Consider the following 14,475-nt stretch of genomic DNA (forward strand, 5'->3'; position numbering starts at 1 on the left):
GATTATCAACCGGGACTTAGACCAAAACGCGGATGGCAACTACACAATTATTTCAACTGTGCCTCGATCAGCTCCACGGCCTTGTCGATGGCGGCCTGCAGTCCGTCGGGATTCTTGCCGCCGGCGGTCGCGAAGAAATTCTGACCGCCGCCGCCGCCCTGCATCAGTTTGGCGGCTTCGCGCACGACAGCTCCCGCATTCACGCCCTGAGCCGTAACCTCGTCGCCGAGCATGATCGTCAGCGTCGGCTTACCCTCGTTGACGGCACCCTGCACGAAGACCAGCTTCGAAGAGCGCTGGCGCAGGTTATAGGCCAGGTCCTTGATGAATTCCGGCGAACGGTCCGTCTGCATGGCGATCAACTGCACCCCGTGACGCTCGGGCGTCGACGCGATGATCTTGTCGGCCCACTGCGAAACCTGCTCGCGGCGCATGGCCTCGACCTCCTTCGACAGCGTTTCGTTGCTCTCGAACATCTTCTTCACGGCCTGCAGCACCTGCGGGTTGTGGAAATATTCGGCCAGATCGCGCATCGTGTCCTCGGCGGCATAGATGATCTTCTCGGCCTGCTCGCCCGTGACGGCCTCGATGCGGCGCACGCCGGCCGAGATGGCGCTCTCCGAGAGAATCTTGAAGAAACCGATATTGCCCGTGGCGCTGGTGTGCGTACCGCCGCACAGCTCGACCGACGTTCCGAAGCGGACCATGCGGACCCGGTCGCCGTATTTCTCGCCAAAGAGCATCATCGCACCGCACTTCTCGGCCTCTTCCTTCGTCGCCTCGCGGTTCTCCACGAGCGGGTAGTTGGCACGGACGGCGCGGTTGACGATCTTCTCCACCTCGCGCAGCTCCCCGGGCGTAACCTTCTGGAAATGCGAGAAGTCGAAGCGCAGGATTTCGGGCGTCACCAGCGAGCCCTTCTGCTCGACGTGTGCACCCAACACCTTGCGCAATGCCTCGTGCATCAAGTGCGTGGCGGTGTGGTTGTTGGCCGCGGCCTGCCGCTTCTCGGGATCGACCTTGGCCGTGAATTCGGCCGCGGGGTTCTCGGGAAGCTCCCTGACGATATGGATAATCAGGCCGTTCTCCTTCTCGGTGGCGACGACCGCGATGCGCTCGTTGGCGCTCTCGATGAAGCCGATGTCGCCGATCTGACCGCCCGAATTGCCGTAGAACGGCGTGCGGTCGAAGACCAACTGGTACGACGTCTTGCCTTTCGACGTCACACGGCGGTAACGGGCGATGCGGACCTTCTCGGTCAGCGTATCGTATCCCGTGAAGAGGCTCTCCTTGATGGGAATCAGCTCCACCCAGTCGTCGGTGTCGACGGCCGCGGCGTTGCGCGAACGCTCCTTCTGAGCCTGCAGCTCCTTCTCGAATGCCGCCAGATCCACGCCGACACCCTGTTCGCGGGCGATCAGCTCCGTGAGGTCGATCGGGAAGCCGAACGTATCGTAAAGTTCAAAGGCGTCCTTGCCGAAGATCAGCTCGCGGCCCTCTTTCTTGGTGCGCTCGATGACGCCGTCCAGCAGGTTGATACCTGTGGCCAGCGTGCGCAGGAACGATGCTTCTTCTTCTTCGATGACTTTTTCGATAAGCCCCTGCTGCGCTTTCAGCTCGGGGAACTGGCCGCCCATCTGCCCGACCAGTCCGGGAACCAGCTTGCAGAGCGTCGGCTCGGTGAATCCGAGGTAGGTGTAGCCGTAACGCACGGCGCGGCGCAGGATGCGGCGGATGACATACCCGGCCTTGACGTTCGACGGGAGCTGCCCGTCGGCGATCGAGAACGCAATGGCGCGCAGGTGGTCGGCGATCACGCGCATGGCCACGTCGGCCTTGGCATCCTCGCCGTATTTCTTGCCCGACATCGCCGCGATGCGGCCGATCGTGGGCTGGAAAACATCGGTGTCGTAGTTCGACTTCTTGCCTTGCAGGATCATGCACAGACGCTCGAAGCCCATGCCCGTGTCGACGTTGCGCGCCGGAAGCTCCTCCAGCGAGCCGTTGGCCTTGCGGTTGAACTGCATGAAGACGAGGTTCCAGATCTCGATCACCTGCGGATGGCTCGCGTTAACCATCTCGCGCCCCGGCTTGAGGGCGATCTCCGCCTCGTCGCGCAGGTCGAAGTGAATCTCCGAGCAGGGGCCGCAGGGACCCGTCTCGCCCATCTCCCAGAAGTTGTCGTGCTTGTTGCCGCGGATGATGTGGTCCGCCGGCAGGAATTGCAGCCAGTAGTCGTAAGCCTCCTGATCAAACGGCACGCCGTCCTCCTCCGAACCCTCGAACACCGTGGCGTACATCCGGTCGGCAGGCAGCCCGTAAACCCCGTGCAGCAGCTCCCAAGCCCACTCGATCGCCTCCTTCTTGAAATAGTCGCCGTAGGACCAGTTGCCCAGCATTTCGAACATCGTATGGTGGTAGGTGTCGTGTCCGACCTCCTCCAGATCGTTGTGCTTGCCCGAGACGCGCAGACATTTCTGCGTATCGGCCGCACGCGGGTATTTGCGGGGAGCATTGCCCAGAAAGATGTCCTTGAACTGGTTCATGCCCGCGTTGGTGAACATCAGCGTGGGGTCGCCCTTCACGACCATCGGGGCCGAAGGCACGATAACGTGGCCCTTCGACTCGAAGAAGTCGAGAAAAGCCTGACGAATTTTATTCGATTCCATCGTATATTGATTTATCCTATTTTTACGTTCTTGATTTCGGGTTGCAAAATTACACATTTTAAACTAAATTTGCACCTTATTAAAGAGTTTTTTCCGCGATGGGGCAAAAAGGACACAGATTCGGTACCGGGGCGCTGAAGGCCGGTGCGGGGGAGCTGACGCACGAAGCTCAGGTCCTCACGCACGACGTGGTGACGGCCCCGTTCCGGCTGCGGACCTACCGCCTGATCCGCAAGATACTGATCGGCTTCATCCTCGTCTCGATCGCCAACGTCGTCTTCTCCTATTTCTTCTACACCCCCAAGATGTACCGCATCCTGAGCGACAACCGCGAGACGGTCATCAAATACCGCATCCTTCAGGACCGCATCCGCACCGCCCAGCAGCGCGTCGACGAGATCCGCCACCGCGACAACTACGTCTACCGGTCGCTTTTCTCGACCGACACGCTCTCGATCCCGGGCGTGTGGCAGCCCTACCCCGACTCGAAATACGCCCCGCTCGCCGAGGACGAATACGCCCCGCTGATGGTCGGGACGTGGCGGCAGCTCGACGCGCTGGCCCGCACGATCTACCTCGAATCGGTGTCGTTCGACGAACTGCAACTGCTGTCGAAGAACAAGGAGCAGCTTTCGGCGGCCGTTCCGGCCATCTGGCCCATCGACCGCAACGCGCTGCATAACAACCACATCGGCGCTTTCAGCCCGCGCCGCATGCACCCCGTGCTGCACCGCATCATCGCCCACACGGGCATCGACCTCGGGTGCGACCGCGGCACCCCGGTCTACGCCACGGGCGACGCCGTGGTCGAGACCGCCATCGGGAGCGGTTACAACGGCGGCTACGGCCACCAGATACTCCTGAACCACGAATTCGGTTACAAGACGCGCTACGCCCACCTGAGCGACGTGCTCGTGAAGCCCGGTGAACGCGTCGTGCGCGGCCAGCTCATCGGCCGCACGGGCAACACCGGGCGTTCGACGGGTCCCCACCTCCACTACGAGGTGATCCACAAGGGCGTGCCCGTCAATCCGGTCAACTATTTCAACCGCGACATGACCTCCGAGGAGTACGAGAACCTCATGGAGAACATGCGCGAAACCAACTTCGAAAAGCTGTAAGATGGCAGGAAAAAAGGATCTCGAGAAGCTCCGCCGGCGCAAACGCCGCAAGCAGCGCATCATCCGCGCCACGGTCCACGCTTTCGTGTGGCTAGGCATGGCGGTGCTCTACTATGTGGGGTTCTCGCTCTTTTTCGACACGCCGTTCGAGTACCAGCTCAAGCATTCGACCGACCGCCTGCGCCGCGAATACACCGAATTGTCACAGCGTTACGACTCGCTGCAAATGGTCCTCGGCAACCTCACCGACCGCGACCGCAACGTCTTCCGCACCCTGTTCGAATCCGAGCCCTACGACTTCGACTCGGAGTACGAACAGCGCCAGTCGGCGACCTACGAGAAGATCATCGGCCGCTCGACGCGCCAGCTCAAGCGCGAACTGCGCGAAGGGGTCGCGGCGATGGAGAAGCAGTTGGACGAGCTCAACGGCACCTACCTCGACCTGCAATGCCGCATCGACTCGGCAGGCCGCGGGTGCAACAACATCCCGGCGATCCAGCCGGTCATCAACAAGCAACTGACGCTGCTCACGGCCTCCTACGGCATGCGCATACACCCCTTCTACAAGACCCTGCAATCGCATCAGGGCGTCGACTACACCATCCCCGAGGGGTCGCGCGTCTTCGCCACGGCCGACGGCGTGGTGCGCGACGTGGCGCTGCGCAACTCGACGCAGGGACAGACCGTGGTGATCGACCACGGCAACGGCTACGAGACCTCGTACAGCCACCTTTCGAAGACCAATGTCCGCAAGGGACAGACCGTGCGGCGCGGCGACATCATCGCCCTCTCGGGCGACACGGGCCTTTCGCTGGCTCCCCACCTCCACTACGAGGTGCGGCTCGACGGCATGCGCGTGGACCCGATCCACTATTTCTTCATGGAGCTCTCGCCCACCGAGTACCAACGCCTGATGCGCATCGCACAATCGGGCATGCAGTCGTTCGATTAAAACACGGCCGATATGGACAACGAATGGATTCGTAATTTTGGTTTCTCGCACGAAGAGGTCTTTCGGAACGAACAGACACAACAGGTGATCCGGCACATCCGCGCCACATGGGGCGACGAACCCGAATTCCTCTGGGAAAAATTCCCGGAAAACGCTGTTTTCCGACGGCAGGACAACGCCAAATGGTATGCGGCACTGCTAACGGTACAGGCGGACAAGCTGGGCTTCCCGACAGCGGAACGGATGGAAATCCTCGACATTCGGGCCGATGCGGAAACTATGGCGCGGTCGCTCGACTTCGAGCGTTATTTCCCCGGCTACCACATGAACAAGCGCAACTGGCTCACCGTGCGGCTGGACGGCGTCGTACCTTTCGCGGAAATCGTTCCGCTGATTGCCCGCAGCTACGAGCTGGCGGCCAAAAAATAGGATTCCATGCAGATACGCCTCCTCCTGCTCGATTTCGACGGCACGCTGGCCGACACCCGGCGGGCCAATACGCTGGCCTATGTCGCGGCCCTCGGCGAGGCGGGTTACACGCTCAGCGAAGAGGAGTACGCCGCGCACTATTTCGGCATGCGGTGCAACGAGTTCCTGACCCGGCTGGGGATCGCCGACCCCGCCGAGCGGGAACGACTGCGCCTGCGCAAGATCGCCCTCTACCCCACGTTTTTCGACACCGTACGGCTCAACACGCCGCTGTGGGAGTTCTGCCGCCAGTTCCGCGCCGACGGCGGCCGTGTGTGGGTGGTCTCGACCGGCAGCCGGGACAATATCGACCATGTAATGACCCATCTGGGCATCGCAGACGGTGTGGACGGCATCCTCTCGGGAGCGGATGTGGAGCATCCCAAACCGGCCCCGGACTGCTTTCTGGAGGCCATGCGCCGCGAGGGCTGCACACCGCGCGAGACGCTGATCTTCGAGGATTCGCCCATCGGCATCGAGGCGGCGCGCCGCAGCGGAGCGTCGTATTTCACGGTGAAATTATAGACTTAAATCTTGGAGGCAATCCGATCCCGACTCGATGCCGGAGCCGTTAAGCGACGGACCGGCTAAAAGCGCGAGCGGAGGGGACGGGGAGCGTGCGCCCCCGCGAATAGTCGCCCGAAGCCAGCGTTAGACGGTTCGTCGCAGGCGAAAGCATCCGTCGGGGAGTTTTTGGTACTTTTTGCGGAAAAAAGTACATGAAATCCCGCGGCCGCAGGCCGCAAAAACTACCTTTTGCAAATCAGATTGAAATCGCAGAACTTGCAGGTGTCGGCATCCTCGCACTGGCGGAACGGCACCGAAGGGTCGTACAGCTCGGCGAGAGTCTCGCGCACCAACTCCTCGAAACGCCCGGCGTAGAGCGTGTAGCCGGCGCCGCGCACGCCCGTTTCCTTATCGTCGAGCGTCGGCAGGTAGTCGAGGCGGTTCATCGCCCGCACATAGTAGAGCGCCGGCACGGCGTCAGCTCCGCGCGTGCGGTAGAGCATCATGGCGTAAAGCAACGTCTGAAGGATGTTCGAAAGCCGCTGTTTGCCCTCGCCGCGGAAAAGGCTCTCCACCCCCGCGAACTCCAGATGCGGCGCCCCGGTCTTGTAGTCGACCACGCGCAGCGTCCCGTCGTCCAGCGCGTCGATGCGGTCGGCGATGCCCGCGAACTTCACCCGCAGCTCCCGTCCCTGCGCTTCGAACGGGAACGGATAAGCCACCTCCTGCTCCAGTCCCGTGACCGTGAAGGCGTCGTGCGCGGCGTCGTAAGGCATCACCCCGCCCCGCAGGTAGCGCGTGACGATATCTTTCACCAGCAGGAGGTTGCCCGTATAATCCTCGGCCGTGGCCGCTGTGTCCCGGAGGTAATTCTCGTTGATCGCAGCCTCGACCGCCGCCGCCACCTCGCCCGTGCGGAGCATCGTCCGCAGGATCTCGCCGGGGTGCAGCTCCCCCACGATCCGGGCGTAGAGCTTCTGCACCGCGGCATGGAGGATGGTTCCGAACATCGGGGCGTCGACCTCCTCGGCAATCTCGTCGTCGGCCTGAAGCCGCGCCACGGAGTGAAAATAGAACCGCAGGGGACACGCCACATAGCGAAAAAAAGCCGTCGGCGAGAGCGTGGCCTTCGATTCGGGATCGGTGAAGCGCTCCAGACGCCGCATCACCCCCTCGTCCTTCGCCACCTCGATCGGAGCCGTCTCGGCGAGGTTGACATCGACGCCCACCTCGACCTTTTTCACCGGAAAACCGCTCTCATAATCCAACTGGTAAATGTAACGGCTGGGCTCGCCCGTCGATTTGTCGTCGGCATGCGAACAATAGAGCATCCACACCCGCCGGGCACGCTGCACGAGGCGGTAGAAATAGTAGGCGTAAACGCCCTCGTGATGCTCGGGCGTGGGCAGCCCGTAAGCCGCGCGCAGGTTGTAGGGCACGAACGACGCCTGCGCCATGTGGTTACCCGGGAAGTTGTCGTCGTTCATCGACAGCAGGACGACGTTGTCGAAATCGAGGTTGCGGGTTTCGAGGATTCCCATGACCTGCACCCCCTCCAACGGTTCGCCCTCGTAGGGGATGCGCAGGGTTTGCAGGTGGCGGCGCAGGAGCGAGGCGTACACCTCGGAGGTGATCTCGATATCGCATTGATCCAGCGAGTTGCGCAGCTTGGTGAGCTCCTCGGCGATCACGGCCAGAAACTCCACCCGCTGCCGGGCGTCGTCGCCCTCGTAAGGCATCCGGGCCACGGCGGCCGTAACCCTCAGCAGCCAGTCCGAGAGGTCGCGCCACTCGGCGGCGGGCGAAAAGACCATTTGCAGCAGTTCGTTGCGCCCCAGCCATTTGGCGTCGATCGAGATGCGTCGTTCGCGCACGATCTCCTCCTGCATCCCGCGCGTCAGGGCGGCGTCGCAGTCCGAAACATAAGGATGCGCGAGGATGCCCACGGCGTCGGCGTGGTAGAACGTGCATCCCGCCCCTTTCGCGCGGCGGTGAGCCTGCAACTCCACGAGACGCTCGATAAACGTATAGGCCAGGCTGGACCGCAGCGGATAACCCATCGTGACGTTGACCCGCCCGATCTCGGGCGGCAGGGCGTACAACAGCGGCAGGAGCAGGTTCTCGTCCGTCAGCACCACCGCAGTGCGCTTGTCCAACGGCCCCGCGGCAGCCAGACGGCGCAGGATCGCGGCGGCATGTTTACACTGCACGGCGTTCGACACCGCGGCCACGGCGGTCAGCTCCTTGGGCCGCTCCATGTTGTCGTGCGACACGGCCCCGCGCGGCGGGAACTGCACGACGTTCTCGCGCACGAACATCCCGGCTTCCTGCTCGGGGCGATCCTTATAATAGGAGTCGTAATCCCAGTAGAAATCGGTCTCGGCGGCGGTCGAAAGGAACCGGAAAAGCACCTTTTCACACTCCGACAAGGCGTTGAAACCCGCCACGACATAGCGTCTCGGCTCGGGGAACGCATACCCGCCCCCGCGGATGCGGTCGGCGGCGGCGCGCTGGACCATGCCGTTGTAGGCGATGCCCAGCTCAGCGAGACGTTCGCGGAAACGGTGGTAGACGGGCCCCAGCGTCTTCCAGATAGCCAGAAACTTGCGCTTCTCGGCCGAGAGGTCGGCCTCGTCGCCCAGCGACGACCAGAAGCGCAGGATTTGCAACTGCGCGGGGGTGAGGTACGAAATGTCGGCTTCGATCTCCTTGATCTCCGAGATGTTGCGGAACAGCATCGCGGCGTCGATGCGGTATTTGTCCACCGTGTCGAAATCCGTCAGGAGCATATCGCCCCAGAAATAGAACTTGTCGAAAGGCTCGGTGTGGTATTCCGAATAGATTTTGTAGAGCTCGGTGATGAGCCGGATGCGGTCGCCCGCCACGAGGCCCGAGATTTCGGACATCAGGTCGTCGATCGTCACCCACTCGGGCTGCCACATGGGCCGCCCGGCGATGCCCGTCAGGGCGTCGACGAAGAACAGCCGCGCGCGCCGCGACGGAAAGAGCATCGCCCGCTCGGACAGCCCTTCGCCATAGCGGGCATAGAGATCCTCGGCGACTTCGTAAAGAAAGGTTTTCACTCCACCCGCGTGATGTCGCCGCCCATGAATTTCGAACCGCCGCGGACGATGGGCGGAACTCCCTTGTAGGTGATCTTGCCCCCGGTCGAGGTCTTGCCCTGAAAACGGTCGGTCACCCACAGCGAAGCGGTTCCCGAACTGGTGACGTTGACTTCGGCGGCCATCGTCTCCAGCCCCGCGGCTTCGACCTTTCCGGTCGAGACGAACAGCGAGAGGTAGCGCACGGCACCCGTCAGCGTGGCCGAGCTCTTGCCCGAAAGCTCCATCTTGAGGTCCTTGACATCCATCCGGGCCGTCACCTGCGCCATGCCGCCCACCGTCAGATCGAGCACCGTGGCCACCAGCGTGCTGTCGAACGTCGCCACGGCGTCGGCGATGGCGATGCGCTCCAGCGAGTTGTAATAGACCGTCACGGAGGTGCGGTCGGGACGGCGCGCGTCGGCGCGCTCCGAGATGCGCAGCACCTTATCCTTCACTTCGGCGCGGAACTTGGTCGTATAGGAGCCCTTGGTGTCGTAGACGATTTTGGGGGCTTCGGTGTCGGGCACCGAAACAAATTTGATGTCGAGCGGAGCCGTCACTTCAACGGCAGTGAACGAAGTGAGCCATTCGCGGCGTTCCCCGGCTTCGGCGGGCTGCTGTGCGCGGCAGAGCACGGCGGCGGCCAGCATCACGGCCGTCAGAATCATTTTCTTCATAACAAAGGTCTTGTTTTACCTCCGCTAAATTACAAAATTATTGCGAAGTTCGGGATTTGTTTTGTATTTTTACCCTTTAAAACGAAATTTCGGACAGTGAGAGCGAAGATTCTGAATGCAAGCGCCGGATCGGGAAAGACCTACCAACTGGCCTACAAATACGTCTGCGACGTGATCGGCCAACCCGGTCTCTACCGGCACATCCTCGCGGTGACCTTTACCAACAAGGCCACCGAGGAGATGAAATCGCGCATCCTGAAAGAGATTCACGCCTTGGCGTCCGGTGCCGAAAGCCCCTACCTGAAAGACCTGTGCCGCGAGCTGTCGCTCGACGAGCAGTCGGTGCGCAAACGCGCCGCCGAGGTGCGCTCGAAAATCCTGCACGACTATTCGCGCTTCACGGTGCTCACGATCGACACCTTTTTCCAGCGCATCCTACGGGCCTTCATCAAGGAGCTGGGCATCGACCTCAATTACAACGTCGAAATCGAAACGGCATCGGTGCTCTCCAAAAGCGCCGACACGCTGATCGAGCAGATCACCGTCGACCGCGACCTCCAGCGGTGGCTCACGGAGTTCGTGCAGGAGCGCATCGACGAGGGCCGCAAGTGGGACATCCGCGACGGCATTCTTTCGTTGGGCGGCGAACTGTTCAAGGAGAAGAACAAGGCCGCGCTGGGCCGGGCCCGTTCGCGCGAGGAGCTGCACGAGATCGTCTCGCGCGCCACGGCGCACGCCGAGGCGACCAAAAAACGGATGCAGGAAGCGGCCGCGCAGGCCGTTGCCCTCATCTCCGGAGCAGGGCTCACGGCGGCCGATTTCTCGGGCAAGAGCCGCAGTTTCGCCAACTGGTTCTACACCGTCGCCGCGGGCGAACTGAAACCCTACGGCGCCACGGCGGCCAAGATGGCCGCCGCGACCGACGGCTGGGCCGCCAAAGGATCGCCCGCACAGGCACTCGCCACGGAGTTGCACCCCCTGCTGCGCGAAATGTGCGACCTGTACGATACGAACGTGCGGAGCTGGAACACCTGCGACCTGCTGCGCGAGAACTACCGCAGTTTCGCCCTGCTGTCGGACCTCTACGAACGGGTGCAACAGTTGTGCGACGAACAGAATACGATGCTCCTCTCGGAGACCAAATACGTCCTTTCGGAGTTCATCGGCCACAACGACGCGCCGTTCATCTACGAGAAGGTCGGCAACCGTTTCGACCGTTTCATGATCGACGAGTTCCAGGACACGTCGGTCAAGGAATGGGAAAATTTCCTGCCCTTGTTGCAAAACGCCATGGCGCAGTCCGAGGAAACCTCAGTGCTGATTGTGGGCGATATCAAGCAGTCGATCTACCGCTGGCGCGGCGGCGATTGGCGCATCCTCCACGAGAACGCCCAAAAGGCGTTGGGGCACGACAACACGGTCGTGAAAAACCTCAAGGAGAACTGGCGGAGCCTGCCCGCGGTGGTCGATTTCAACAACCGCATCATCCGGCAAATTGTCGCCGCGGACAACCTCGCGCTCAACGAGACCCTCTCGAAAGCCGCCGACGAGGGGGCCATCGACCCCGCGGAGGCCGCCTCGCTGCGCGACACGCTGGCCGACGCCTACCGCGAACACGCCCAGACGCCGCGCCGCAAAGCCGAACATCCGGGTTATGTCTCGGTCGAGACCTTCGCCGAACAGCCACCCGTCGTCGAGCGCATCTGCGCGCTGATCGACAAGGGATTCCGGCCGTGCGACATCATGATCCTCGTGCGCGGGGCCACCGACGGCGCGAAGGTCGCCGCCGAACTGCTCGACTTCAAGCGCCGCAACGAGAATCCGCGCTACCGCTTCGACGTGATGACGCAGGAGGCCCTGATCGTCGGCAACGCCCCCGTCAGTTCGTTCATCGCCGCCGCCCTGCGGCTGGCGCTCAACCCCGACGACTCGCTTTCGCGGGCCGTCTACAATCACTACCTCGGCCACGCTTTCGACCGCGTGCTGACCGACGGCGAACGCGATTTCTTCCGGTCGATCCGCCTGCTGTCGCCCGAGGAGGCGTTCGAGCGCATCGTCATGGAGCACGCCCTCGAGGTCGACCGCCGCCAGACGGCCTACCTGCAAGCCATCCACGAGCAGATCATCGCCTTCTGCGCCACAAAAATCGCCGATATCGCGCTGTTCCTGCGCTGGTGGGAGGAGACGGGCAAAAACCGCTCGCTGTCGGTCGACGAGAGTGCCACGACGGTCGAGATCACCACCATCCACAAGGCCAAAGGACTCGAAAAACGCGCCGTGCTGATCCCCTACTGCTCGTGGGCACTCGACCCCAAGTCGAGCGGCATGGTGCAGAACATCGTCTGGGCCGAGGCCCGCGGCGAGGCGGCCGGCGGGATCGGCCGCTTCCCGGTGAGGTACAAACGGGCGATGGCCGAGTCGGATTTCTCGGCCGAGTACTACCGCGAACTGGTCTACGCCCACGTCGACAACGTCAATCTTTTATATGTGGCCCTCACACGCGCCGCCGAGTCGCTGCACGTCTTCATCCCGCAGAAGGGCGGCCGCACGGTCGGAGGACTGCTGCTGCAAAGCATCCGCATCGACGGCGACAAAGCCCTGCTGGGCGACACCGAGGGACGCTATACGACCGACGAGACGGGCGAACACTTCGCTTTCGGGGAGTTCGCAGGACCCGTCGCCGGCGGTTCGAAACGCTCCGAGGCCGAACACGTCATCCTCGAGGACTACCCCACGGCGCGCGCCGACCTGCGGCTGCGGCTCCCCTCGCAGCGCTATTTCGAGGACGGGGCCGACGTCGAGCTTTCGCCCCGCAACTTCGGCATCCTGATGCACCGGGCCTTCGAACAGGCCGGCGACGAGGCGCAGATCCACGATGCCGTGCGGCGCATGGAGGCCGACGGCACGCTCTCCCCCGACGATGCCGCGACCCTGCGGCAGATGATCGCCCGGGCGTTGGAGCACCCCGAGGTGCGCGAATGGTTCGGGGGCGGCTGGCGGCAGGTCCGCAACGAGAGCGAGATCATCCTCCCCGGAAGCTCGTCGACGCGGCGTCCCGACCGCGTGATGATCGGCGAGGGACGGGTCGTGGCCGTCGACTACAAGTTCGGCGAACGCGACGCCGAACGCTACCGCCGCCAGATGCGCGAATACCTCCGTCTGCTGCTCGAAATGGGTTACGAGGGGGTCGAGGGATACCTCTGGTATGTAAAACTGGGGACGATCGAAAAAGTGGAACCATGAGAAGCATCTTCCAAATACTTCCCGCGGCATTCCGCCGCCGGGGCATCCGGATTGCCGCGACACTGCTGCTGCGCGCCGTGCTGAACCTCGCGGGGCTGGCGGCCCTGCTGCCCGCGCTGACGCTGGTCCTCGATCCCGCGGGATTCGAGGGCGACGGCCCGCTGGCGCACATCTACGCCGCCTCGGGCCTCGGCTCGCCGCACACCTTCGCGCTGGTCCTCTGCGCGGGCGTCGTGGCGTTCATGGTCGTCAAATGCGGCATCAATTTCCTGCTCGCACGCGCCGAACGCCGCTATATCTACGACCTCTACCGCACCCTCTCGCGGCGCCTTTACGTCGCCTACCACGACCGGGGGCTCGCCTTCATCAACAGCTCCAACTCCTCGGTGCTGGCCCGCAACGTCAACGTCGTCTGTCTGGCCTTCGCCGCCGGGGTCCTGCGCCCCGCCGCCGGGGTCATCGCCGAAGCCATGCTCCTCGTACTGCTGTTCGTCGCGCTGGCCCTCTACACGCCTTTGGCGGCCCTGCTCGCCGCCCTGATCTTCCTCCCCTCGGTGTGGCTCTACTACGCGCTGGTCCGCAACCGCATCAACCGCTACGGCGAGCTGGAGAACCGCGCCCAGCGCGAAAAGGCGCGGCTCGTGGCCGAGACCTTCCGCGGCTATGCCGACATCGAACTCAGCAACGCCTTCCCGGGGATGCTCCGGGCTTTCGACCGCACGATGGACGAAGTCGTGCGCACCCGTTCGCGCGAGGCCGACATCGGCCAACTGCCCCAGATGTTCACCGAGGTGGGGCTGGCCGTGGGCATGGCCCTCTTCGCGGCCCTCAGCTTCGGCCACGGGCAGGCCCAACTGCTCTTCGGCGTCTTCGCCGTGGCGGCCCTGCGGCTGATGCCCTCGGTCCGCGGCATCATGTCGGGCTGGGCAACGATCCGTTACAACCGCTACACCATCCCGATCCTGCGCGACGCGGCGGCCCTCGGGGCCGTACCCTGCGAACCGTCGGCACCGAACACCGAGATACTGCCTTTCGAACGCGAGATCGCCGTCCGCAACCTCTCGTTCCGCTTCACGGACAAGGGCCGGGAACTTTTCGGAGGGCTCTCGCTCACGATCCGCAAAGGCGAGCGCATCGGCATCCGCGGCGCCTCGGGAACGGGCAAGACCACCCTTTTCAACCTCCTGCTGGGACTTTACGAACCCACGTCGGGCGAGATCGCCGTCGACGGCGTCGCACTCACCGCGGCCAACCGCCGGGCGTGGCAGAATCGCATCGGCTATGTTTCCCAACACCTGTTCCTCAGCGACGGGAGCTTCGCCTCGAACGTCGCGCCGGGCATCCCGTCCGACGAGATCGACCGCCGGCGGGTCGCCGAAGCGCTCGAAGCGGCCCAACTGGGCGATTTCGTCGCATCCCTGCCCCGGGGCATCGACACCCCCGTCGGCGAATGCGGCTGCCGGCTCTCGGGCGGACAGCGCCAGCGCATCGGCATCGCCCGGGCCCTCTACCGCCGGGCCGACGTACTCTTTTTCGACGAGGCGACCTCGGCGCTGGACAGCCGCACCGAGGGCGAGATCAACCGCTCGATCGCCGCGATCGCCGCGCAAAATCCGGGGTTGACCCTGCTGGTGATCGCCCACCGTGAAACCTCGCTCGAATACTGCGACCGAATCATAACGCTTGAAGAATAAGATGAAACTTCAAAACCCCGAATCGAGGCATCTCCCGGTC

Annotated in this window: 9 protein-coding genes; 6 read left to right on the plus strand and 3 right to left on the minus strand. The window is 63.2% G+C overall.

The genetic code is table 11. The annotated features are described in order from the left end of the window. Positions 1–47 precede the first annotated feature (47 nt). Entirely contained in the window at positions 48–2,669 is a 2,622-nt protein-coding gene (gene alaS / locus BN5935_RS13480; protein ID WP_064976555.1) for an alanine--tRNA ligase, read from the minus strand. A gap of 98 nt (positions 2,670–2,767) precedes the next feature. Between alaS and BN5935_RS13485 the strand changes: the two genes are divergently transcribed. The 4 genes from BN5935_RS13485 to BN5935_RS13500 are packed head-to-tail and all read left to right on the plus strand — an operon-like array spanning position 2,768 to position 5,735. Then, positions 2,768–3,790 carry a M23 family metallopeptidase gene (locus tag BN5935_RS13485; protein ID WP_064976556.1) on the plus strand — a complete coding sequence of 341 codons (1,023 nt, stop codon included), beginning with the start codon at positions 2,768–2,770 and terminating at the stop codon, positions 3,788–3,790. A gap of 1 nt (position 3,791) precedes the next feature. Beyond that, positions 3,792–4,742, plus strand: a complete 951-nt coding sequence (locus BN5935_RS13490) for a M23 family metallopeptidase (protein WP_064976557.1) — start codon at positions 3,792–3,794, stop codon at positions 4,740–4,742. 12 nt (positions 4,743–4,754) lie between these two features. Continuing rightward, positions 4,755–5,171, plus strand: coding sequence for an MmcQ/YjbR family DNA-binding protein (locus tag BN5935_RS13495; RefSeq protein ID WP_064976558.1), 417 nt, complete (start codon positions 4,755–4,757; stop codon positions 5,169–5,171). Positions 5,172–5,177: 6 nt separating this feature from the next. Continuing rightward, entirely contained in the window at positions 5,178–5,735 is a 558-nt protein-coding gene (locus BN5935_RS13500) for an HAD family hydrolase (protein ID WP_064976559.1), read from the plus strand. A gap of 224 nt (positions 5,736–5,959) precedes the next feature. Here the strand turns inward: BN5935_RS13500 and BN5935_RS13505 are convergent, their stop codons facing one another. Continuing rightward, positions 5,960–8,800 (minus strand): PD-(D/E)XK nuclease family protein, encoded by a 2,841-nt coding sequence (locus BN5935_RS13505; RefSeq protein ID WP_064976560.1) that lies wholly within the window; start codon positions 8,798–8,800, stop codon positions 5,960–5,962. Next, a complete protein-coding gene (locus BN5935_RS13510) occupies positions 8,797–9,498 on the minus strand; it encodes a GIN domain-containing protein (RefSeq protein WP_064976561.1) in 702 nt (233 codons plus the stop codon). The genes BN5935_RS13505 and BN5935_RS13510 overlap by 4 nt, the downstream gene beginning before the upstream one ends. Before the next feature lie 96 nt (positions 9,499–9,594). On the opposite strand from BN5935_RS13510, the gene BN5935_RS13515 reads away from it, so the two are divergent. Next, positions 9,595–12,741, plus strand: a complete 3,147-nt coding sequence (locus BN5935_RS13515; protein ID WP_064976562.1) for a UvrD-helicase domain-containing protein — start codon at positions 9,595–9,597, stop codon at positions 12,739–12,741. Beyond that, complete coding sequence (locus BN5935_RS13520; RefSeq protein ID WP_064976563.1) at positions 12,738–14,435, plus strand: ATP-binding cassette domain-containing protein; 1,698 nt, start codon at positions 12,738–12,740, stop codon at positions 14,433–14,435. Before BN5935_RS13515 ends, BN5935_RS13520 begins: the two co-directional genes overlap by 4 nt. The last annotated feature ends 40 nt before the right edge of the window (positions 14,436–14,475 follow it).

The sequence above is a fragment of the Alistipes provencensis genome (genome assembly GCF_900083545.1).
Lineage (GTDB): Bacteria > Bacteroidota > Bacteroidia > Bacteroidales > Rikenellaceae > Alistipes > Alistipes provencensis.